This is a genomic window from Variovorax sp. LjRoot290 (assembly GCF_964253985.1).
GTDB lineage: Bacteria > Pseudomonadota > Gammaproteobacteria > Burkholderiales > Burkholderiaceae_C > Variovorax.
On record NZ_CAXURW020000002.1, the window covers coordinates 137,016 to 158,218 of the forward strand.

A 21,203-nucleotide genomic window follows, 5' to 3' on the forward strand; every position below is an offset into this window, starting at 1 on the left:
GCTCCAGCATGCCTCTGTGGCCAGCAGCCAAGTTCATGGACAACGTGATCGGCGTGGATGTGCACGCGGTAGCCCCCATTCCGGGCATTCCGGTGCATCCGTACTTCGGCCCGATCTACCTGTGGTCCGATCCGACGTTTCCGCGCGCCAACGTCTTCATCAACGGCATGCCGGCGTGCTCCGTGGGTGCAATGGGCTACTTCGCCCACATTCCGCAGGGCGTTCCGCTCAACCCGCCCAACACGCCCTACTGGAAGCGCTACCTGATGAACATTCCGATGGCACTGTGCCTGATGACGTTGACCATCTTGGCAAACATCACGATCGCTGCAATCGCCGCGAAGATCCCCAAGCCCAAGAGCGCGGAGGCATTCATCAAGGACGTCACCGGCGTCGACACCAGCAGCTCGGCCACGACCTGGGAGTCGATCAAGGGCAGCTTCTCCGCCTTCACGCAATGGCCGACCTGGGTCAAGCTGCTGATGCCACCGCTGCCTTACTGCGGTGCCCAGGGGTCGACCGCGGTCGGCAGCCCCAATGTCACGGTCAACGGCGGTCCGCTGGCCTTCGTCGCGCCCCTGATGGCGACCTCGTGCAGCGATATCCCGATCGTCCCGAACGCCATGGTGCTGGGCATGAGCAATGTGCTCGTCGGGGTCAGCGTCGCCGCCATGGTGCGCGGCGCGGCAGTCAATGCGGCGCAGGGCGCGGTGGGACTGGGCGTCGGTGCTGCGGCCAATCGCGCCGGCCTCGGCAAGCTGTTTTGCGCCTGCAAGCTGTGAGCTGAACGCCGAAGATCATGCCGGTCGATATTGCCACGGGCGCGGTCCGCCTGGAATGCGAAGATGTCGTGATCGAAGGCAAGCTCGACCTGATCTGGGACCGGCTCTACAACACGCGCTATCTCACGCAGGCGGCCGCTCCGATGGGGCGGGGCTGGCAGTCGCGCTACTTCGCCTCGCTGACCATCGGTGCCGATGGCTACACCTTCGTCACGCCGGAGGGCGACACCGAGGACTTTCCCGATCCGGACGCGCTGGTGGCGAACGGCGGCGTGCTGCAGCGGCCTGGGACTTTCGAGGAGATCTTCACGCTCGGCCGCCGCTACATCGTGCAGCGTTGGGACGTCGAGACCGGCGAAGTTTGGCGTTACTGCTTCATGCCCGAGCCTGGCCGGCCGCGCTGCAGGCTGCAGGCCATCGAGGACGTCACGGGCAGGGGCCTCGACCTGGTGTGGGACGCCCAGGAGCGACTGGTCGGCGTGCGCCAGCGGCTGGAGCGCCGGCTGCTGGCGCTCGACTACAGCGATGCCGGCTTCATCACGCAGCTGACGTTGGTGGCCGCGAGCGGCAACCGGCACGTCTTGGCACGCTACGTGTACGACGCCGACGGCATGCTGGCGGCGGCCCACGATGCGGCCGACCTGGTGGACCGCTACGAGTACGGTGCCGATGGCCGGATCGCTCGTGAAATCGCAAAGGACGGCGGCGTCTTCACCTACCGCTACGATGCCAAGGGGCGCTGCGTGAAGACCGGCGGCCTCGACCGCTTCGCCGAGCGGCGGCTGCGCTTCTTCGAGGCGATCAACTTCACCGAGGTCGTCGACAGCCACGACAACGTCACGCGCTACCACTACCTCGCCTCCGGCCAGATGGCGCTCGAGATTGATCCGCTCGGAAACCGCAAGTCGACCGCGTACGACGCCTTCGGACGCATCGTGTCGACCACCGATGCCACCGGCGCGGCCACGGTCTACAGCTACGACGCCGCGGGCAACCGCGCCAGCGTGACCGACGCGCTTGGCAACACGACCTCGCTGCTGTACACCGCGCAGCACCTTCCGGTGGCGATGCGCAACGCCGAAGGACGGGTGTGGCGCCGCGAGTTCGACGACGCCAACCAACTCGTCGCCAGCATCGATGCGCTTGGCCATCGCTGGACCCTGGAATACGACGCGCAAGGCAACATCGCTGGCCTCCAGAACCCGCTGGGCGCGTGGAAGCGCCAGCGCTACGTTGACGGCGTGCTGGTCGGCGTGACCGACTGGCTCGGCCAGGTCACCCGCTTCGCGCACGACGATTTCGGGCGCGTGGTTGAGTTCGTGGGGCCGGTCGACGACGTCGCGCGTCTGCGCTACGACGTGCTGGGCAACCCGGTCGAGGTCGCGCTGCCCGATGGCGCGGTTCAGCGCGCGACCTACGACGGCGCCGGCAACATGATGTCGCTGACCGACGGCAATGGCGCGACCACCTATTTCCTTTTCGGTCCGTGCCGGCGCCTGCTGGAGCGCATCGATCCGCTGGGCGGCACTACGCGGTACGGGTGGGGCAGCGAGGTCGGGTGGCTGGACAGCGTGACCAATGAGAATGGCGAGATCTACCGCTTCGAGCGGGATGCGCTCGGCCACGTTGTTCGCAGCCAGGGGTTCGATGGCGCGGTGCGCCAGTTCCGGCACGACGCGGCCGGGCGTGTGTTGGCCTACACCAACGCCAATGGAGAATCCATCGACATCCGCAGGGATGCGATCGGGCGCGTGGCGGGGCTGGCGCTGCCGGACGGCGAGACGGCGAGCTTCGAATTCAGCGGCGCCGGCTACCTGGTGGCCGCTGCCAATGCCGACATCGCGATCCGCTTCGAGCGCGACGCCATCGGCAGGGTGGTGCGCGAGGTCCAGGGCGAGGACTGGATCGACAACACGCTCGACCCGCTCGGCAACCTCGTGCGCACCGCCACCAGCCGAGGCCACACCGTCGACTGCGACTTCGACGCCAACGGCTTCGTCAGCAGGGTCAGCGCGCTGGAGGGCGAGGGCTTCGCCATCGAGCGCAACGGCTACAGCCAGGAGACGACCCGGCGCGCGCCGGGCGGCCTGACCCTGCGGCAGCGCTACGACCGGCTCGGGCGGCTGCTCGAGCAGTCCATCGGCATCGTGCCGACCGCACCGGTTGGAACCGCGCCTTCGCGCCCGGGTGCGATCGTTCGCCGCGCGTTCTCGCACGACCGCGGCGGCAACCTTCTGTCGGTCCTCGATGGGCGCTGGGGACGCAACGATTTCGAGTACGACCCAGCTCAGCGGTTAATACAGGCGCTGCGCGAGAAAGGCCTGAACGAACTCTTCGATTACGATCCCGCGGGCAACATCACGCGGGCGCGCCGCAGTGACGATGACGGCAGCAGCGAGTCCGCGTGGCGCTATGCCGCCGGGAACCGGCTCGTGACCCGCGGCGACACGTTGTACGAGTACGACGCCGAGGGCAGGCTGGTGCGCAAGATCGAGGCCTTCCAGAGCCCCTCTCCCGCGGAGTGGTCCTACGAGTGGGATGCGATCGATCGCCTCCGGTCGGTGATGCGGCCCGACGGCGCGGTGTGGCGCTACCGGTATGACCCGCTTGGCCGGCGCGTCGAAAAGGCCGGACCTGGCGCCAGGCGCCGATTCCTCTGGCAGGAGGACGTCGCCATCCAGGAAATCGACGACGACAAGCCGGTCGCCGCCTGGATCTACGACAGGTATTCGCATGCACCGCTGGCGACCGTGCAGAACGATCGGCTGCTATGGATGGTCAACGATGCGATCGGCACGCCGCGCGAGGTGGTCGACCGGGACGGCGCGATCGTCTGGTCGGCCGCGTACACCGCCTGGGGCGAAGCCCTCGCGCCGCCGCCGGGCGAGGCGCTCCCATCGGCCGGCAGGCTCGTACAGAACATTCGTTTCCCCGGGCACTATTTCGACGCCGAAACCGGCTTGCACTACAACCGCCACCGCTACTACGAGCCGGCGTCCGGGCGCTACCTCTGCGACGATCCCATCGGCCTGAGGGGAGGGCTCAGCGGCTATCTCTACTGCACCAACCCCATCGGCTTCATCGACCCCTGGGGATTGACCGGCGACCCGGCCAAGGCGACGCACATCACCTACGAGGGCGTCAAGGATGGCAAGCCGTACATCGGCTACGCCAGCAAACCAGGTCTCGGACACTCCGCGGAGGATGTGCTGAAGTACCGCTATCCGGACACCGATCACTTTGATGTGCCGCCCAAGCCGTTCTATGTCGGCGACGGGCTCGAAGGCAAGCAGACGGCGCGCGGCCTGGAGCAACGCGTGTTCGAAGACCGCGGTGGTTGCGTGCCTTGTCCGCCGGGAAAGACAAACAAGACCTCCAACAAGCAGAATCCCGTAGGCGAGAACAATGCGAACCGCGACGACTATCTCGCCGCAGCCGACAAGCACCGTGCGAAGGAGGCTGCGGAGAAGGAAGAGAAGCCGCCCAAGAAAGGAAAGAAGGCATGCTGAAGAGACTTTCGTGGCAGGAAGACCTGGTGCTCAGCGTCAAGCTCGCCGATGACCTTTTCACGCTCGCGCAGATGCGCGTCGGATCGTGCATGCAGTTCTACGACATCCGCAGCGCGGACGGGCAATGGCTGGGGGTCGATCTGTCCAGGGTGCCTTCGCTCTTTTGCGCCAAGGTGGCGGAGAACCGGCTCAAGCCGCTGTTTGTCGAGAAGGTCGACGCGAGTCGCGTGCAGCCTGATCGGCGGCCGATGCCCACGCAGATGATCGACTATCAGCTGTCGGGCGATGGCGATCCGCGCGCCGACCTGATCGAACTGGACGCGAAGCATCGCTATTCCAGTGTCGGGGCTCGGATCATCAAGTCGGGCCTGACGATCGAGCAGGACCTGAACGTCATCCGCACGCATGAGCTGGTCGGCATGCTGGGCGATCCCGAGAAGCTGCGCAAGCGCCTGCTGCGGTACTTCGAGACGGGCGTCAACTGGGACGACGCCAAGGCCTTCATCTTCAAGGGCATCAGCCCGCCGCCGCCGGCACCGCGGCGTACCTGAGCGACGGGAGTAGAGCACGTGGCGACGAATCCCTTTGACCGCACTGCTGCACTCGAAACGCTCTCGGCGTCCGACCTGCTCAAAGAGGGCGACGCAGTCCTGCTGCGCAACATCCGCCCACTGCTGTCCGATCTGATCGGCGAGCTGCGCGCGCTGCCGCAGGACGCCACGCAAGAGCGCAGGCTGCAGACTTTCGAGCAGGCGCTGCGGCGCATCAACCGCTACGAGGACCAGATCGAGACGGTCGAGCGCGAAGCGATCCTCGAGGCCATTTACCGGATCGGCGCGGCTGTCGGCCTGGATCCCGATTCGCAGTTCGCCGAACGTTGGCGCGGCGACTGGTGAGATGGAGCCGTTCCGATGTATGCTGACTACAACGCGACCACACCGACCGATCCGCGTGTGGTGAACGCGATGCAGCCCTGGCTGACGCAGCGCTTCGGCAATGCGTCGAGCCGCGAGTACCGGCTGGCATGGGATGCAGCAGAAGCGGTGGAAGACGCGCGCGCGCGCGTTGCGACATCCATCAACGCCCATTCGAGGGAGATCGTGTTCACGGCGAGCGCCACCGAGGCGCTCAACCTCGCAATCAAGGGCTTCGTCGGCTACGCAGGTTGGGACCGCAAGAAGCTCGTGGTCTGTGCCACCGAGCATGCGGCGGTCCTGGCGTGCTGCAGCCATCTACATCACGCCACGGGCATCGAGGTCGACATGCCGGGGGTGGATCGCGACGGCCGGATCGATGCCGACGCGCTCGGCGCCGCGTTGTGCTCGTCCAAGAAGGTGCTGCTGGCAGTGATGGCCGTCAACAACGAACTGGGCACCATCCAGCCTCTGGCGCCGGTAGCCGCGGCGGCAGGCGCTGCCAGCGCCATCTTCCTGTGCGACCTGACGCAGGCGGTCGGCAAGATCCCTGTCGACGTCCACTCTGCGGACATCGACATGGCCGCCTTTTCCGCGCACAAGATCTACGGGCCCAAGGGACAGGGTGCGCTGTTCATCCGGCACATGGCGCCCGCGCTCGAACTGGAGCCGCTGATCGCCGGCGGCGGCCAGGAGCGCGGCCTGCGCGGCGGTACCCACAATGTCGCAGGCATCGTCGGCTTCGGCGAGGCCTGTGCCATCGCCATGCAGGAGTCGTCGACCGAGGCCGTGCGACTCGCTGCGCTGCGCGACCGCTTCGAGCGGTCGCTGCGGGCCGCGCTGCCGCAGATCTGGGTCAACGGCGCCGGCAGCGACCGCGTGGCCAATACCACCAGTATCGGTTTCGGGAACATCGATGCGCGGCGCCTGTTGCGAGACGTGGACGAAATCGATGCCGCCACGCGGTCGGCCTGCGCGAGTGGCCGCGATGAGCCGAGCCATGTTCTGAAGGCAATCGGCCTGGGCGATCAACGGTCGCGGGCCTGTATCCGCTTCAGCTTCGGCCGTTTCACGACCGACGCCGAGATCGAGTTCGCGATCGAGAAGATCATCCGATCGGTGCGACGCCTCGGGCACTCCGGGCGCGCGAGCGGATGATGGCGCGCAACGCGGCAGTGGACTCATGCCGGCCAGCCGATGGGCTGCCGTGATGGCCAGTAGCAACGCCACCGAAGGGACGATCGAACTCATTGGCGTGCGCGCTCGCTGCTTTCGCCGCTTCGCCTGGGGCTGTTTGGTGTTGCTGGTGCTGCTGCTGATCTCAGCGTTGTCCGGGCACATGCTGCTGTCGCTGACGGGGCTAGGCCTGCTGGTGCCAGTGGTCGGCTGCTTCATCCTGGCCGATGGCTGGCTGACCCAGCGCTGGCGCCGCGCAGTGCTCGAGCGCTGGTCGGCACGAGCGCTCAGCCTTCATACCTTGCGCGAAACGCTCGGCGCGATCCACACCTTGCCCGAGGGAACGCTGGCAGCGATGCTGGCGACCTTGCCGGTACCGCCCACACCGACCGCCGAAGACCGAATGGTTGGCGCGACCCGGGGAGCCATAGCACGAGTGATGCGGGTGCTTGACCGATGCCGCCTGACGGCGGCCGCGCTGTTGGTTGCCGGCCAAGCCGCCGCTGCATTGATGGTAGTGGCCTGCGCCGCGCTGCGCAGCTGCGAGCCTCTCTGGGTTGGGCTAAGCTTTCTGCTGCTGCCGCCGCTTGGAGCGCTGGCGCGGCGCGCTGACGTGGCGCGCGCCAGGCGTGACCTGGTGGCGCTGGCGCGACATGCAGATTTCGATGGCGATGTTTATCGCGCCACCCTGGTACTGCTGGACTGGCGGCCCTTATCGGCCGCACAACGAGACGATTTGGTGCATCCGCTGGCACGGGACCTGATTGCCAAGAATCGACGTGCTAGAACTTGAATGGCGCGAAGCGGCTCGCGCCGATCTGCTGTCCATCGTTGAGTACATCGCGCAGGACAACCTCGATGCGGCGCTGGCACTCGTCACGGAGATCGAGGGCCGAACGGTTGCGGGAGCAGCCCAAGCTGTATCGGCCGGGGTGCGTCAGCGGCACGCGCGAGATGGTGGTACGCCAAACTACGTGGTCGTGTATTCGGAATCAACGATTGCCGTGACGATTCTGCGCGTCTTGCACGCCGCACAGATGTGGCCGCCCGCACGTCCCTGATGGAATGTTGTAGCTCGGATTGATGCTCGACTCGAGCTCCAGCACGATGTCCATCAGGCTGGGGCCTTCGGACGAATTTGCCCGCCAGACTGCCGCACTCTCGCACTCGAAGGCCTCGAAGTCGTATCTGGCCGCGCGCCAAAGCTGCAAGCGGGCTCGGCGCCCTGACTTCCGCTGCTATCGAAGAAGATTTCAGCAATGCGTAAAGCCACAGAAAATGTGAGCATGGTGGCACGCGGCTTGCATAGCCTGTGCATTCGGCGCGATCGCTTTGCAGACGCACCAAGCTGAACCGGTTGTCTCCTCCACCCCTCTTGGTGGATTTACTCCCGGGGCGCGAGCCCCGGGAGCTTTCTCGCATCGATCCGCTGCGTGGGTGTTGCAAGCTACGCTTCGCCTGCGCCGGGGGAGGGCTTGCGTACCCCTCTTGGCTTGCGCACTGCCGCCAGCGCACCGGCGAGCAGCGCACGGGTTCCGTCATGCGATCTCTTCTCTTCATCGAACTGCCCTTGGAGGTTGTCCAGGCGCTGCTGCAGCGCCGAACCTTGCGACTGGGCCTGCGCCAGTGCGATGCCCTGGGCGGCGAGTTGATCACGCAGGGCGCGTTCGGTCTGCTGGGCAGACTGCTGTGCATCGCGCAGCGCCTGACGCTCGGCGTCGAGCAGTTCGGCCGCGGCTTCCTCGCCGCGCACGCGGCGCTGCTGCTCCTTTGAAAGGTCGCCCTCGAGCTGCTTCGTCGCCTGGCGCGCGCGGTCGACATCGGCGAGCATGCGTGTCTCATGCGCGGGGCGGCCGTTCTGGAGGTTCTGGTAGCTGCGCCTCCGAACTTGCGGACCGTCTGGAGCGCGACCTTTGGCGGATTCCCATTCGCTTGAATGCAGCCGAGACTTCGGCTGCACTTGACCCCAAAGAACGTACATGACCCCAACCCATCCCTCCCCAACCAAGGTGGCGCTACCCAGACTTCGTTTCCGCAGGGAGGGTGAGCGGCGGCCATTTCGACGTGGCGACCTGGCCATGGGCCGAAACGCGCCCCACGAATGCGCGATCGTCGTGTTGTGTGCCGGGGAGTCCGACGCACTGGATGGAAAGCTCCCTGTGAGGACGATTCGTGGGGACGACATGGATCTGGCACCTGGTGATCTGGTCCTCCTTGCGGGAGTCGACACGCAGGAGTTCGGGCCGGGGCTCCATGATCTGCTGAGGTTCATCGACACCGCCGCTGCGGGCTCCTGAGCCCTATTGGCGAGCGGTATCCAGTCGCAACGCGGTATTCGACGCCTTGCCCTCTAGCCCACACAGCTCGTGCAGGGGGATGGCGTCGCGGAAGCGGGAGCGGCCGGACGCCGCGGAATCCGCGCTCAGGCCGCGAACGCTTCGCCGTCGGCGGCCTGCACCGGGATGTGGGCGCGCTCTTCCTTGATGAAATTGGCTTCGTCCACGAACACCAGCTTGGGCCGGTGGCCACGCACCTGCTCCTCGGGCACCAGGCCGAAGGCGGCGATGATGACCAGGTCGCCCAGCGAGGCGCGGCGCGCGGCCGAGCCGTTGAGCGAGATGATGCCGCTGCCGCGCTGGCCGCGGATCGCGTAAGTCACGAAGCGCTCGCCGTTGTTGATGTTCCAGACATGGATCTGCTCGTTCTCCGCCAGGTTGGCGGCCTCCAGCAGGTCTTCGTCGATGGCGCAGGAGCCCTCGTAGTGAAGCTCGCAATCGGTGACGGTGGCGCGGTGGAGATGGTCAGATGAGGCCCCATAGTGGGGGCACGTGTGCCCCTCGCCTCTGGCAGGCCAAGTAGACCCTGTCCGGGACGTTCAGCATCAGCCGAGGCGCAGCGCCAACGCTTCCTCGCCGTGCACGAACTCAACGCGGGGTTCACCTCCGCGCAGAAAAACTTCTGCCGCGCGGACTCCTAGGTGCAGGAAGGAATTCTCCGAGCCGGCGGACGCGATGGCAAGCGACTCGAGTAGCGCCGCAATCGACGTCGGGCTACCCCCTCTGATGTAGTACTTCAGTTCGAAAAAATACGAACGCAGCGCGGGGGGACTTGGGTAACATGGTGCTGTCACATTGGTTGACAACCAGATTCAATGATGCCAGGGGAGTTACGTCTTGCGGCTCACCAAGATATCGTTCGGGTCTTTCCTGCTGTGCATCGCGAGCCTGCTCGCGTCGTCGCTGACCTGGGCGCAATCCACCAGCGTCGTCGGCATCGTCGAAGGCGGCGCCACGCTGATCCGCCAGACCACGCGCTATACGCTGGCCGAGGGCGTGGCGTTGAATGAGCAGGACATCATCGAGACAGCGCCCGGCGCTTTCGCCCAGATCGAACTTCCCGGGGGCGTCCTTGTCGGTATCGGTGAATCGACGCGGCTGATGATGCGGCCTCGCGTTGGCAAGGGGCTCGCGGCGCCGCCGCTGTATCTGCTCCAGGGCTGGCTCAAGACCAGCAGCAGCGGGACCTTCGGCTACGCAAGCCCCACCTTCGAGATCGCGACGCAAGCCGCCAACACCGTTGTCTACACGACCGGCGCGCAGTACGAGGTGTTCGTCGAAAGCGGCGCCGCCAAGCTGACGCTGCGCGATGGCGCCCAGACGATCTCCCAACTGGCCGGCGGCGACTTCGCACAACGGCGTGAAGGTGCCACACCGACGGTCGCGCGGCGTGCCGCGCCCGAGTTCCTGGCCAAGGTGCCGCGCCAGTTCCGCGACCGGCTGCCGGCGCGCGGCGAGCAGTTCGCCAAGCGCAATGTCGCGCCCAAGGCGCTCGGCGAGATCGCCTACACCGATGTGGCCGCCTGGCTGCGCACCGAACCGGCGCTGCGTCTGCCGCTGCTGCCGCTGTGGCGCTCGCGTGCAGCCGCCGACCTGAGCTTCCGCGCGGCGGCCAAGGCCGAGCTGGCGCGGCATCCCGAATGGGAACCCTATGCAGACCCCGAGGGTTATGCGCGCCGCCTGGCCGAAGAGGCCGAGCGTCGGCGCGCGCGGGAGGCCGCGCGCCAGGCCGCCCGCGCAGCCGCCGCCGCTGCGGCCGCAGCGGCAGGCACCGGCGCCGGCTCGGGTAAACCATAGTGAACCGCCGCGTGTCCAGCCGCAACTCAGCGACTACGGACAGCCAGGACTGGAGAACCACATGCGCCTCTTATTCAAGTTCAACCTGATCTTCCTGGTCGTCTTCGTCGCCGGCGTGGTCGGCGCAGGCAAGGTTTCCTACGACCTGCTGCAAAGCAACGCCAAGGAGGAAGTGCTCAACCACGCGCGCCTGACGATGGAAAAGGCGGTGGCGATACGCACCTACACCAACGACCAGATCCGCCCGCTGCTCGAAACGCAGATGAAGTACACCTTCCTGCCCCAGACGGTGCCGGCCTACTCCGCCACCGAAGTGCTGGCGACGCTGGCCAAGAGCTTCCCCGACTACACCTACAAGGAAGCGACCCTGAATCCGACCAACCCGCGCGATCGGGCGGCCGACTGGGAAGCCGACATCGTGAATCGTTTTCGCACCCAGGCCGACAAGAAGGAGTTCGTTGGCGAGCGCGAGTCGGGTACCGGGCGCTCGCTCTACATCGCGCGCCCGTTGCGCATCACGAACGCCGCCTGCCTGGTATGCCACAGCACGGTCGAGGCAGCGCCGCGCACGCTGATCGACAAGTACGGTCAGGCCAACGGGTTCGGCTGGCAGTTGAATGAAGTGATCGGCGCACAGGTGGTGTCGGTGCCCATGGCGGTGCCGCTGGCGCGCGCCGAGCAGGCCTTCAAGGTCTTCATGGCTTCGCTCATCGGCATTTTCGTGGCCATCGGCATCGTGTTGAACCTGATGCTCTACCTGCTCGTGATCCGACCGGTGACGGCGCTGTCGAAGCTGGCCAACCGCGTCAGCCTGGGCGAGCTCGATGTCCCGGAATTCGCGACGCATGGGCGTGACGAAATCGGGACGCTGGCGCAATCGTTCGCGCGCATGCGTCACAGCCTCGATCACGCCATCAAGATGCTCGACGCCTGAGGTTCACCGCGCGTATGTCCGCACCCATCCCATCCCATGTCGGTCCGTACCCGATCCGCGGCGTGGTCGGCTCCGGTGCGATGGGCATGGTGTACCTGGCGCATGACCCGGCCATCGACCGTCCGGTGGCGATCAAGACGATCCACCGTCGCCTGCTCGACTCGAGCGACGACGACCCGAGCGTGGCGGCGCGCTTTCGCGTGGAAGCCAAGGCGGCAGGGCGGCTGACGCACCGCAACATCGTCTCGGTCTACCAGTTCGGCGAAGACAACGACTGCGCCTACATCGTCATGGAGTACGTCGCCGGGCGAAACCTGCGCGATTACATCCAGGCTCCGCGCAAGCTCGAGGTGTCGCAGGTGCTGTGCCTGATGCTGCAACTGCTCGACGGCTTGCACTACGCCCACGAGCGCGGCATCGTGCACCGCGATATCAAGCCGGCGAATCTGCTGATTGCCGATGACGGGCGCTTGAAGATCACCGATTTTGGTATCGCGCGAACCGAATCGTCGAATCTGACTCGCGGCACTTCCGTCATCGGGTCGCCCGGCTACATCGCGCCCGAGCAGTACACCAACAGCGACGTCGACCGGCGCGTCGATGTGTTCTCGGCGGGCGTGCTGCTCTACCAGATGCTCAGCGGGACGACGCCATTCGTCGGCACGGACGACGCGATCATGTACAAGATCGTCTACGAGCCGCACAAGCCGCTGAGCGAGGTGACGAAGGACGCCGCGCTCGAGCCCTTCGACGCGGTGCTCGACCGCGCGCTGGCGAAGGATCCGGCGCAGCGCTACGCGACCGCCATGGAAATGCGAACCGCGCTGCTGGCGCTCGCGACGGAGGCGGTGCCGGATGTGCTCCCGGCCGACATCCTGCTCGCTCCTCGGCTCAAAGGCCCCGAGGCGAAGCCGGCCGTTGGGAAGGTGCGCGACCCGTCCGCGCCCTCCAGGCCGAGCTCGACATCGGTGCCGTCGGTACCCGACCCGGCGACGACTCCCCTGACGCCCTCGAAGCCGCTGCCCGTCACCGGCCCGCCTTCGGTCCCGGTGCCCACCGGATGGGACACCGCGGCGCTGGCCGAGGTCGAACGCGAACTGGCCCAGCATGTTGGACCGGTGGCTCGCGTGCTGGTGCGCCGCGCAGCGCGCGGGTTGACCTCGCTGGCGGCAGTGCGCCATGCCGTCGCCAGTGCGATCGTCGATTTTGAAGCGCGCGAGCGCTTCCTGGCCAAGGCCGGTGCGCCGCGCAGCGATACCGCGGTCTCGGCAGCGGCCACCAGTTTCCAGTCCACGCAGGTCGGGGGCGAAGCGCCGAGCGGCGTGCCGATGCGTGAGGGGGATGTCGAGAAGGCGGCCGCCGCACTCCTTTCCTCACTGGGACCGATTGCGCGGGTCGTCGCCAAGCGCTGCGCTGCGAAGTCGCATACCCGCGAGCAGTTCGTCGCCAGCGTGGTCGAACAGCTCATGCCGAACGTCGATGCCCGCCGTGTGCAGGCCGACTTGTGGCGTGCCCTCGGCTGAACTCGAGCGCGCCGTGATCGAGCTGCGTGTCACGCGCCGACCCGGCGCCACCGAACCCGATGCGACGGCGCTTCCGCTGCCGCCCGAGGGCCTCACGATCGGGCGCGCCGTCGATTGCGGCCTGGTGCTGGCTGACCCGCTGCGCCTTGTGTCGCGCCAGCATGCACAAGTGATCGTGGCCGACCAGGCCGCGCGCGTGCGCTGCATCAGCAGCACCGCACCCTTGTGGGTGAACGGCATGCAGCTCGACCCGGGCGGCGAACGGGCCCTCTTGGTGGGCGACCGCTTGCGCATCGGCGGGTTCGAGCTCGCCGTCGAGCCCGTGGCGGCGACGGCTGCGCAGCGCTCGCGCCTGGATCGCTGGTTCGATCTGGACGCAGCGCTCGATCCACTCGCTGCCGAATCTCCGCTGCCGGCCCTTGCACCTTCGGCCGAAGCTGCGGCAATCAGCGCGGTGGTGTCGTGGCAGACGAGCCGGCATGTCGTGCGCACCATCACATCGATAACGCCGAGTGCGCCCTCGATGCCACCGGCACCGCCGCCCCTGCAGGCCTCTCTGCCGGCAGTGACACCACGGCCCGCGCCCGCCGCGGCAGCCCATTCGCGTTCGGCAGACATGTCGCCGGAACTGCGTGAGCTCGCGGCGGCTTTCGGTCGCGGCGCCGGCCTTGGCGCCGAGGTAGCGCCGCTCACGCCGGACTGGATGGAACACCTCGGCGCGCTGCTGCGGGCCACGGCCGAAGGCACGCTTGCGCTGCTGCAAAGCCGCGCGGTCGCGAAACGCCAGATGCGCGCCGAGGGTACGCACATCACCCCGCGCCAGAACAACCCGCTGAAGTTCTCGCCGGACGCGACCGAAGCGTTGACTCGAATGCTGCAGCGTGACGCGAGCCCCGGCTTCCTCGACCCGGTGGCGGCGTTGCACGACGCGCATCACGACCTGCTGGTGCACCAGGTGGCGATGGTGGCCGGCATGCGCGCGGCCGTGTTCGAGCTCTTCTCCCGGCTGGGTCCCGAGGCCGCCGAGAACGGGGAGGGGCCGGCGCACGGTATTTCACGCCTGCCCTTGCTCCGCGCCGCGGCCCTCTGGCATCGCCACCGCATGCAGCACGCCCAGTTGCTCGAGCACCTGGATGACGACTTCGAGACCATCTTCGGACGCGAATTCCTGCGCGCCTATGAAGCCCAGTCGCGCGTCAATGCCGACGTCGATCCCGCGCCGCCGGAGGATCCATGGCCGAGCGCGCGTTGACCGTCTCGCTCGCTGCGCTGTCGCAAACCGGGCGGCGCGAGTGCAACGAAGATGCCTTCGGCTATTGGGAAGGCGCCGGTTCGCTTGTCGCCGTTCTGTGCGACGGCGCTGGTGGGCATGGCGGCGGCCAGACGGCATCGCGCGCCGCCGTGACGCATGTGCTGGAAGCCTTCGCGCTCCGTCCCGAGTTCAGCTTGAACGCGCTGCAGTGGCTTGTCCAGGGGGCCAACGGCGCAGTCGTCGCGCAACAGGTTGCCGGTACCCTGACTGCCGACATGCGCACCACCATCGTGGTGCTACTGCTCGATCTTCACAGCGGCGCGGCGCTCTGGGCCCATGCCGGCGACTCGCGCCTGTACCGCTGGCATGACGCCCGATTGCTCGGGCGCACGCGTGATCAAAGCCTCGAACAGCGCTTGCGCGACGCCGGCCTGAGTGCGACCGCCGACGCCTCGGGGCAGCTGACTTCGGCGCTCGGCTCACCGGAAGGCTTCGACTTCGAGGTCCTGGAAACGCCGCAGGTGCTCGCTTCCGGCGATGCGCTGCTGCTGTGCAGCGACGGCCTGTGGTCGGCCTTCGACGATGTGGCGATGGCGCGCAGCGTGGTCGGCTGCAGTGGCGCCCAGGCCTGGCTCGATCGCCTCGAAGCGGGCGTGCAGCAAGCCGACCGCAGCGACCAGGACAACTATTCGGCGCTCGCGATCTGGTGCGCGGCGGGTTGAATTTCGAGCAGTTCGAGCAGTAGCGCCGGCTCCGGTGGCCAGGCCGCAGCCCGGGGAATGACATCGTGCGCAGCGGCGAGCGGCCACCAGAGGCTGGCCGGCTGCGACGGCCAGGCCTCGGCTGGCTTGAATTCCTGCTCGGAGTGCGGCGGCAACGCGGCTATAGCCGCCTCGAGCGCTTCGGGTCCTTCTGCTGCCGCGCCAAGCAGCGACGCGAGCCGTGCAGCGCTTTGGTCGGGTGAGGCCGGCGCGGCAAAGCGTTCGGCCAGCGTCAACGGAAAAGCGCGTCCGACACGATCGTGCGAAGCCACGATGATGCCGCACCAGATCTCGCCGGGCGCCGGCAGCGCCAGATAGCGCCACGGCGCGAAGGCGCGAAGGCGTTCGCGCAGCGCGGCGCCGTCCACCATCGTCGCGGCGAGGGCGAGGCCGCGCTGTAGCCAACCGTCCCAGTCGCCGCGCCAGCGTGGCGGCAGGCCACGGCCGACGAAGTCTCCGCGCGCGGGCAGCTTGCCGTACCAGGACACGCGACGCGACGGCAACTTCACCATGTCGCTTGCGGGCAGCGAAAACGTGCCAGCTCCCGGAGGGTCCAGATATCGGCCTCGGGCGCGCCGGATGCGCTCGCCTCGACGTCGAGGGTGCGTGTGTCGACGACAAAGGCCAGCCGCGCTGGCGCGCCCCGCTCGCCCTTCCAGTCGCCGCGCAACAGCACCCGAAGCCAGGCGAACGGACCTTCATGAACTTCGGCGCCGACCCCGGCGGGGCCGGGCGGCAAGATGCGAATCAGCACTTTCTGCGTCGACGCCGGTCCCGGCCAGACCAGTTCCTTGGAGCGTGTCGGGCCGTTTTCGAAGCGCAGCAGCTGACCATCGACATCGATGCTGAACTGCAGCAGCTCGGCATCCATGCGCTGCGGCGTGAGGCGCAGCTTGAGCTCGGGCAGCGGAGCACCCCCGGGGAAGAACAGGGTGCCGATCGCCGCCGCCTGCTCGAATGCACCCGGCATGCTCGCATCGACGGGTGAGCTGCGCGCCTTCCAAGGCCGGCTCGACGTGTCGACGCGTTCGCTCAGCTGGTTGCGCCGGAACTCGTCGAACAGGCCGCCGGGTCCGAACAGGCGCGCGAAATCGGACGGTGCCATGTCGCGCGACGCGGCGGCGCCAAACGGGAAGCGCTCGTGCGTCAACGCGCTGCAGGTCTGCGCGAGTTCGGCCAGCGCGGCGTCGAAACTTGCCTTGGCGCCGCCGCGCGAGCGAATCAAGGTCCCGAGGCCGATGTAGACCTTGCGCAGCGCGACCGGCGCGCGGGCGGCCTCGGCGCGCAAGGTCGCGTCGAGCTCGGCATGGGCAGCCTCGTCGCGCTTGGCCGTAGCCAGGGCGTGAAGGCGGTCGAGCGCTTGCGGCCCGGCACCTGCCGCGTAGTCGCCGAGCGCGCCGAAGCGGGCCCGAAGCAGGCCATCGAAGGCGGCCTCGGCCGTGCTGCCGCCCTGGGAGGTCGCGCTGAACTCGTCGGCCAGGCGTGTCAAGAGGCGGCGCAGCGGCGAATCGGGCGCCGTGAGTTCTGTGGCCTGGCGCGCGGCGCCATCCGCATCGGTGCCGGGCGCCAACGCAAGGGCATCGAGTTGGCGCGACCAGGCGGCGATCACGCGCTGGGCCTGGCGCTTGCCGACCTGCGCGGCGATTTCGTCGCGCCAGACGCGGTCCTTCTGCAGACGCCGTACTTCGCTGCCGGTGTCGCCGAGCACCCAGTCTGCCTCGTTCGCGAGCTCATCGAAGGTCGCCTCGAGCGCCGGCACGAGCTTGCGCCGCCAGTCGCCGGCACTTGAATGCTCGGGCATCGGCCCGGCGCTCGACGCTGCGAACATGAGGGCGCCGGCCGCGCCGAGGCGCGTCGGCAGATCCTGCGCCGGTTCGGGGTCGGAAACGCGTCGCAGCAAGCGCTCGTGCACGCGCTGCGCCAGCGGCAGCGCCGCGAGGGCGCTGCGCGCCGCGCGCACCCCGGCATCGTCGGAGCGCATCGCCTCGGGCAGCCCGCTGCGCTCGAGCAGGGTCTCGACATGGCGCGCCCATTCGACGCGTTCGCCGGCGCCGCTCGCCTGAACCAGCGCCTGCTCGACCCAGGGTCGCAACTCGCCGCGGACCAGCCGCGCCGGGCTGGCGAGCATCAATGAAGCGCGCAGCGCCTCGTAACGCGTCGCGCTGTCCTCGGCCTCGCGCAGGTCGCGGCGCAAGCGCTCGATGAGCAGCGGCGCCAGACTGCGATCGAGCATCTCGCGGTAGGCCTGCTCCGCCGAGCGCGCCAGCCGCGGCCCCTGGAACAGCCCGAAGCCGAAGCCGGCGGGCGGTTCGTTCGGATCGATGCCATCGTTCGCGGCCAGGCGCTCGAGCAGCGAATAGAGCGGCAACACCTGCTCGAGGCTTGCCGACTCCAGCGAGCCGATGCGCTCGGTCAATTGCTCGACGCGCGTGCGCACCGTGTCGACATAGTCGAGGTTGCGCCGGTAGCTCTGCCACCACAGGGCAGATGCGGCGAGCAGAGCGGCGCCGGCAAAGCCGGCGCCCAACACGGCGGCTCGCCGACGCAAACGCAGCCGCTCCAGCCGCTGACCTGCCAGCGGCGCTTCGGCGATCACCAGGCGCTTCAGCAGCGAGTTCAGGAAGAACGATTTGCCGCCGGCGTCGGGTCGCGGCAGCGGCTTCAGCGCCAGGCCGTGGCTGCGTGCGAGTTCGCCGATCACCCGGTCGATCGGATTACCCTCCTGGGTGCCGCTCGTCAGCGCGATCGAGCGCAGGCGCTGCGCCGGTTCGGCGGCAATGCCGGCGAAGGCCTTGCGCACAAATCCTTCGAGAGGTGCGAGCAGGGCTTCGAACTGTGCCGCGAAGGCGTAGATCGGCAGGCGGCGCTGCGGCGTGCGTTCATGCTGCAGCGCCTCGGGGCCGCGCCGTGCCAGGCGCTGCGCGAGGTCGGCCAGGCGCGGCGCGAGATCGACCGGGATGCCGGCGACATCGGCGTCGAACACCAGGCCCCAGAGGTGCTCGCGTTGCGCGGCGTCGAGATCGCCGAAGGTTTCGACAAAGCCGGCGAGCAGGTCGGCCTTGGTCACCAGCAGATAGAGCGGAAAGGCGAGATCGAGCTCGCGGCGCAGTTCGTCCAGGCGCGCCGCGACCGCAGCCGCCTGGCGCGCGAGTTCCGCGCCGCCGTGCAGCAGGTCGGGCACGCTGACGCTGATGATCACGCCATTGATCGGCTGCACCGGCCGGTGCCGGCGCAGCAGCGCGAGGAATTGCTGCCATTCCCGGGCGTCGGCCGCGGCGTCACTGTCCTGTGTCGTGTAGCGTCCCGCAGTATCGATGAACACGGCGTCCTGGCTGAACCACCAGTCGCATTGACGCGTGCCGCCGGTACCCGCGAGCGGGTCGCGCCCGAGCCGTTCGGCGAGCGGAAAGCGCAGACCCGAATGCAACAGCGCCGTGGTCTTGCCGCCCCCGGGCGCACCGATGATCAGGTACCAGGGCAGCTGCTGCACCTGTCGCCGGCTCTGCCACCAGCGTTGGGTACCCTTCGCCTCGATGCCCTGCCGCAGCATCGCGAGCGCCTGGCGGAAGCGCTGGCTCAGTTCGGGGCTGGCATCGCCGGATTCGAGGCCCTTCAGCAGCCGCTCGTTGCGCCGCCGGGCCAGCAGCACCCGCAGCCCGCCCAGACCGAGCAGCAGGAGCGCGACCAGCGCCAGCAAGGCGACGCGTGTGCGCATGTCGTCGAAGGGATGCCAGTTGCCGAAGGCGAGCAGCGGTGCCGCGAACCACAGCAAGGCGCCTGCCGCGCCGAGGTTCACGGCGCTTTGCACGAAGCGGGTCGACGCCTTCATTCCGGGAACAGGACGATCTCGACCCGGCGCAGCGGCTTGCCGGCCGTGGCGTCGACGCGGGCCTCGACCGCGAGCCGCGCATCGCCGAGTTGCGGCCGCAAGACGTCGGCGGCGCCGCGCGCCCATTCCATCGCCTGATGCCAGGCCGAGGGCGTGCGGGCCGTCGGAGGATCGCTGCCATCGGTGTAGCCGACGACAAGTACCTTGCCCGGCAGCTTCGCGAGCGCTGCGCCGAGGCGCGTCAACGGGCCGGTGGCGTCGCCCAGCGCGTCGGCACTGACCACGACCACGCTGCGCAGCGCCTCGTCGCGGACCGACAACCGGCCGGCGTCGATGTCGTCACGCAGGTTCGGGGCCAGCCGCGGCGGCGCCGTCGGCGTGCCCGCCACTGGCACCGCCGTGGCGGTGCTTGCCGGCACGAGTTGCTGCAATGACGCCAGCACGCCGTCGACGCGCGCCGCAAGCTGCAGCTGGCCGGCGCTGTAGACGCCCAAGGCCAGCACGCCGAGCAGCAGGACCGCCGGCAACGCGACGCGTGGCGCCCGCGGCGGGCTGGCGGCCGCTGCCGCGCAGTGCCAGGGGGCGACCAACGCCGGAACCGGCGCCACCTGCTGCAGCGCGAGGTGCACGCGTGTGCGCAGGGATTCGTGTTCGCGGTTGTCGAGGACCATGCGCGCGCGCAGCCCGAGACTCAGGCAGGTGTGGAAGAGTTCGAGCAGCGCGCGGTACTCGCGCGGCTTTTCGGCGAGCCGCGTCAGCAGGCGCAACAGCTTGTCGCCGCCGTCGGCTTCGCCGTGAAAGCGCTGCAGCAGTCCGGCGCCTTGCGCCCCCCATGGCGCCGAGCCGAACTGCTCGTCGCCCCAGGCACAGAGCACGTAGCTCGCGGCCGCGATGCCGGCCTCGTCGACGCCTGCCGCGCGTGCATCCGCTTCGAAACGGTTGACCGCTGCAGCCAGCGTGCTGCGCAGCGCGGCCGGGTCGGCGGGCGTCGCGTCTCGCAAGCCGGCCATCAATGCCACGAGGGGGAGCGCCTGGGCGCGCAACGCACGCGCAGCGGCCGGCTCGTCGACGCCGTCCGGCCCGCCGAAAGCCGGCGATGCGGGCGCGGCGCCGGGCCGCTTCACTTCGCCCACCCCATGAGCAGTTGGCGCGCCTGCGCGTCGACGCGCGCGCGCGGCGCCAGCGTCCCGACGGGCAAGGGCAGGATGGCACGCCACTGCGAGTGCTCGATTTCCCGGAACGCACCGAACACCGCGACGGCACGCGCGTCGCCGCTCAGCTCGAGGGCCAGCTCGCGCGCTTCGCCAGGGCGCAGGTGCAGACTCTGGCGCACGAGCACATTCGACCCGAGGGTCGCCTCGTCATCGTCGTAGAGGCTGTCGAAACTCGCCTTCTCGAATCCGCTCGCATCGCGCAATACATAAACCCGCAGCGCCAGCGAGGCCGACGCGTTGCGTGCATCGGTGTTCAAGCTGCGCTGCGCCTGCACGAGCAACTGCAGGTTGCGTTTGGGCCCGGCCAGTACCGGTGCCGCACCGGGATTGAACATGAAATTCACGACCATCGAGGTGTTCACCCAGGGGATCTGGCGCTGAGCGGTGTCGCGCAGCACCTTGATGCGTACCGCCTTCATCATTTCCTCGACCTCGACGCCCGTGGAGCGCAGCTCGGTGGCGAGGTGGCGCGTATAGATGCTGTTGCCCCCGATCGGGCCGTCCTCGGCGACCCCGCCGGGGGCTGCAGAGAAAGCAATGAGGGCACCCGGCGCCGCCATCTCGGCCAGGCCGTTGGCGTTGCGCGATCGCCTGCGCGCCGCGAAGGGGTCGTTGCGGCAGGCGTCGATGATGAAGATGCGCGCGCGTGGACGCACCCGGTCGACATGCGCGAGCAGCGCTTCGTGCATGTCGATGGCCTCGTCGCGCACTTCGGCCTCGTCGCGCAGCGCGATATCGACCGGCAGCAGGTAGTTGCGTCCGCCGATCTGTACGCCGTGGCCGGCGTAGTAGAAAACCGATGCGACCTGATCGTCGTCCATGCGGCGCGCGAATTCCCGCAGCACGCGCTTGAAGTCGCGGGCATTGAGATTGAGATATTCGCCCACTTCGAAGTCGAGGGAACGCAAGGTCTGCGCAACCAGGCGAGCGTCGTGCTCGGGATTGTTCAGCGGAATTTCAGGGTATCGACCGTTGCCGATCACGAGTGCGACTCGGCGTTGCCTGGGGGCTTCCACCTTGGCCTGCGACTGAGCGTGGCAGACCCCGCTCCACAGCACAGGGACGAGGCCGAGGCAGGCAAGAAGGCGCCGGCGACGCATTGGAGTACCTTCGCCTTCGGCTGCGGTGCTATTCGACTTGGGAGCGGCCTGGCGTCTCATGTGTGAAGCCCTCCAC

At 68.2% G+C, this 21,203-nt stretch carries 17 protein-coding genes and 1 pseudogene; 12 read left to right on the forward strand and 6 right to left on the reverse strand.

Translation table 11 applies throughout. The features are described from left to right. The first annotated feature begins 8 nt into the window (after nucleotides 1-8). Genes ACSQ9A_RS29605 through ACSQ9A_RS29635 form a run of 7 tightly spaced genes read left to right on the forward strand, consistent with a single transcriptional unit; the run spans nucleotide 9 to nucleotide 7,442 of the window. A complete protein-coding gene (locus tag ACSQ9A_RS29605) occupies nucleotides 9-782 on the forward strand; it encodes a hypothetical protein (protein ID WP_436306491.1) in 774 nt (257 codons plus the stop codon). Between the two features lie 17 nt (nucleotides 783-799). Further along, on the forward strand, nucleotides 800-4,291 hold the full coding sequence (locus tag ACSQ9A_RS29610) for an RHS repeat-associated core domain-containing protein (protein ID WP_436306492.1): 3,492 nt from the start codon (nucleotides 800-802) through the stop codon (nucleotides 4,289-4,291). Further along, nucleotides 4,285-4,842, forward strand: coding sequence for a hypothetical protein (locus ACSQ9A_RS29615; protein WP_436306493.1), 558 nt, complete (start codon nucleotides 4,285-4,287; stop codon nucleotides 4,840-4,842). Before ACSQ9A_RS29610 ends, ACSQ9A_RS29615 begins: the two co-directional genes overlap by 7 nt. Before the next feature lie 18 nt (nucleotides 4,843-4,860). Continuing rightward, nucleotides 4,861-5,187: a hypothetical protein gene (locus tag ACSQ9A_RS29620; RefSeq protein ID WP_436306494.1), complete on the forward strand. Its 327-nt coding sequence runs from the start codon at nucleotides 4,861-4,863 to the stop codon at nucleotides 5,185-5,187. Nucleotides 5,188-5,202: 15 nt separating this feature from the next. Further along, the gene (locus tag ACSQ9A_RS29625) at nucleotides 5,203-6,363 is read left to right on the forward strand and encodes a cysteine desulfurase family protein (RefSeq protein ID WP_436306495.1); all 1,161 of its coding nucleotides are present in this window, start codon (nucleotides 5,203-5,205) and stop codon (nucleotides 6,361-6,363) included. A 52-nt stretch (nucleotides 6,364-6,415) separates the two neighbouring features. Next, on the forward strand, nucleotides 6,416-7,174 hold the full coding sequence (locus ACSQ9A_RS29630; protein ID WP_436306496.1) for a hypothetical protein: 759 nt from the start codon (nucleotides 6,416-6,418) through the stop codon (nucleotides 7,172-7,174). Next, nucleotides 7,161-7,442, forward strand: coding sequence for a type II toxin-antitoxin system RelE/ParE family toxin (locus tag ACSQ9A_RS29635; protein ID WP_436306497.1), 282 nt, complete (start codon nucleotides 7,161-7,163; stop codon nucleotides 7,440-7,442). The genes ACSQ9A_RS29630 and ACSQ9A_RS29635 overlap by 14 nt, the downstream gene beginning before the upstream one ends. A 386-nt stretch (nucleotides 7,443-7,828) precedes the next feature. Here ACSQ9A_RS29635 and ACSQ9A_RS29640 read toward each other — a convergent pair whose 3' ends face one another. Beyond that, nucleotides 7,829-8,212: a hypothetical protein gene (locus ACSQ9A_RS29640; RefSeq protein WP_436306498.1), complete on the reverse strand. Its 384-nt coding sequence runs from the start codon at nucleotides 8,210-8,212 to the stop codon at nucleotides 7,829-7,831. A gap of 591 nt (nucleotides 8,213-8,803) precedes the next feature. Beyond that, a pseudogene (gene panD, locus ACSQ9A_RS29645) lies at nucleotides 8,804-9,178 on the reverse strand (aspartate 1-decarboxylase); the annotation flags it as partial. Between the two features lie 376 nt (nucleotides 9,179-9,554). Here panD and ACSQ9A_RS29650 point away from each other — a divergent pair. The 5 genes from ACSQ9A_RS29650 (at nucleotide 9,555) to ACSQ9A_RS29670 (ending at nucleotide 14,945) form a co-directional block, all read left to right on the forward strand. Continuing rightward, nucleotides 9,555-10,514: a hypothetical protein gene (locus ACSQ9A_RS29650; protein WP_436306499.1), complete on the forward strand. Its 960-nt coding sequence runs from the start codon at nucleotides 9,555-9,557 to the stop codon at nucleotides 10,512-10,514. 61 nt (nucleotides 10,515-10,575) lie between these two features. Next, the gene (locus ACSQ9A_RS29655; protein WP_436306500.1) at nucleotides 10,576-11,448 is read left to right on the forward strand and encodes a c-type heme family protein; all 873 of its coding nucleotides are present in this window, start codon (nucleotides 10,576-10,578) and stop codon (nucleotides 11,446-11,448) included. Between the two features lie 14 nt (nucleotides 11,449-11,462). Continuing rightward, on the forward strand, nucleotides 11,463-12,971 hold the full coding sequence (locus ACSQ9A_RS29660) for a protein kinase domain-containing protein (RefSeq protein ID WP_436306501.1): 1,509 nt from the start codon (nucleotides 11,463-11,465) through the stop codon (nucleotides 12,969-12,971). 13 nt (nucleotides 12,972-12,984) lie between these two features. After that, a complete protein-coding gene (gene tagH / locus ACSQ9A_RS29665; RefSeq protein WP_436306502.1) occupies nucleotides 12,985-14,223 on the forward strand; it encodes a type VI secretion system-associated FHA domain protein TagH in 1,239 nt (412 codons plus the stop codon). Then, nucleotides 14,205-14,945 carry a PP2C family protein-serine/threonine phosphatase gene (locus ACSQ9A_RS29670; RefSeq protein WP_436306503.1) on the forward strand — a complete coding sequence of 247 codons (741 nt, stop codon included), beginning with the start codon at nucleotides 14,205-14,207 and terminating at the stop codon, nucleotides 14,943-14,945. The genes tagH and ACSQ9A_RS29670 overlap by 19 nt, the downstream gene beginning before the upstream one ends. On the opposite strand, the gene tagF is transcribed toward ACSQ9A_RS29670, so the two are convergent. The 4 genes from tagF to tssJ are packed head-to-tail and all read right to left on the reverse strand — an operon-like array spanning nucleotide 14,909 to nucleotide 21,127. Continuing rightward, nucleotides 14,909-15,496 (reverse strand): type VI secretion system-associated protein TagF, encoded by a 588-nt coding sequence (tagF, locus tag ACSQ9A_RS29675; RefSeq protein WP_436306504.1) that lies wholly within the window; start codon nucleotides 15,494-15,496, stop codon nucleotides 14,909-14,911. The genes ACSQ9A_RS29670 and tagF overlap by 37 nt on opposite strands. After that, complete coding sequence (gene tssM / locus ACSQ9A_RS29680) at nucleotides 15,490-18,813, reverse strand: type VI secretion system membrane subunit TssM (protein ID WP_436306505.1); 3,324 nt, start codon at nucleotides 18,811-18,813, stop codon at nucleotides 15,490-15,492. Before tssM ends, tagF begins: the two co-directional genes overlap by 7 nt. Beyond that, on the reverse strand, nucleotides 18,810-19,937 hold the full coding sequence (locus ACSQ9A_RS29685; protein ID WP_436306506.1) for a DotU/TssL family secretion system protein: 1,128 nt from the start codon (nucleotides 19,935-19,937) through the stop codon (nucleotides 18,810-18,812). Before ACSQ9A_RS29685 ends, tssM begins: the two co-directional genes overlap by 4 nt. Beyond that, complete coding sequence (gene tssJ / locus ACSQ9A_RS29690; protein ID WP_436306507.1) at nucleotides 19,934-21,127, reverse strand: type VI secretion system lipoprotein TssJ; 1,194 nt, start codon at nucleotides 21,125-21,127, stop codon at nucleotides 19,934-19,936. Before tssJ ends, ACSQ9A_RS29685 begins: the two co-directional genes overlap by 4 nt. Nucleotides 21,128-21,203: the final 76 nt, after the last annotated feature.

What these genes read in the sequence shown, in the direction of transcription:
- ACSQ9A_RS29605 (WP_436306491.1), top strand. Translation starts at nt 9, where the DNA reads ATGCCTCTGTGGCCAGCAGCCAAGTTCATGGACAACGTGATCGGCGTG.
- ACSQ9A_RS29610 (WP_436306492.1), top strand. Translation starts at nt 800, where the DNA reads ATGCCGGTCGATATTGCCACGGGCGCGGTCCGCCTGGAATGCGAAGAT.
- ACSQ9A_RS29615 (WP_436306493.1), top strand. Translation starts at nt 4,285, where the DNA reads ATGCTGAAGAGACTTTCGTGGCAGGAAGACCTGGTGCTCAGCGTCAAG.
- ACSQ9A_RS29625 (WP_436306495.1), top strand. Translation starts at nt 5,203, where the DNA reads ATGTATGCTGACTACAACGCGACCACACCGACCGATCCGCGTGTGGTG.
- ACSQ9A_RS29630 (WP_436306496.1), top strand. Translation starts at nt 6,416, where the DNA reads ATGGCCAGTAGCAACGCCACCGAAGGGACGATCGAACTCATTGGCGTG.
- ACSQ9A_RS29640 (WP_436306498.1), bottom strand. Translation starts at nt 8,212, where the DNA reads ATGCTCGCCGATGTCGACCGCGCGCGCCAGGCGACGAAGCAGCTCGAG.
- ACSQ9A_RS29655 (WP_436306500.1), top strand. Translation starts at nt 10,576, where the DNA reads ATGCGCCTCTTATTCAAGTTCAACCTGATCTTCCTGGTCGTCTTCGTC.
- ACSQ9A_RS29660 (WP_436306501.1), top strand. Translation starts at nt 11,463, where the DNA reads ATGTCCGCACCCATCCCATCCCATGTCGGTCCGTACCCGATCCGCGGC.
- ACSQ9A_RS29670 (WP_436306503.1), top strand. Translation starts at nt 14,205, where the DNA reads ATGGCCGAGCGCGCGTTGACCGTCTCGCTCGCTGCGCTGTCGCAAACC.
- tagF (WP_436306504.1), bottom strand. Translation starts at nt 15,496, where the DNA reads ATGGTGAAGTTGCCGTCGCGTCGCGTGTCCTGGTACGGCAAGCTGCCC.
- tssM (WP_436306505.1), bottom strand. Translation starts at nt 18,813, where the DNA reads ATGAAGGCGTCGACCCGCTTCGTGCAAAGCGCCGTGAACCTCGGCGCG.
- tssJ (WP_436306507.1), bottom strand. Translation starts at nt 21,127, where the DNA reads ATGCGTCGCCGGCGCCTTCTTGCCTGCCTCGGCCTCGTCCCTGTGCTG.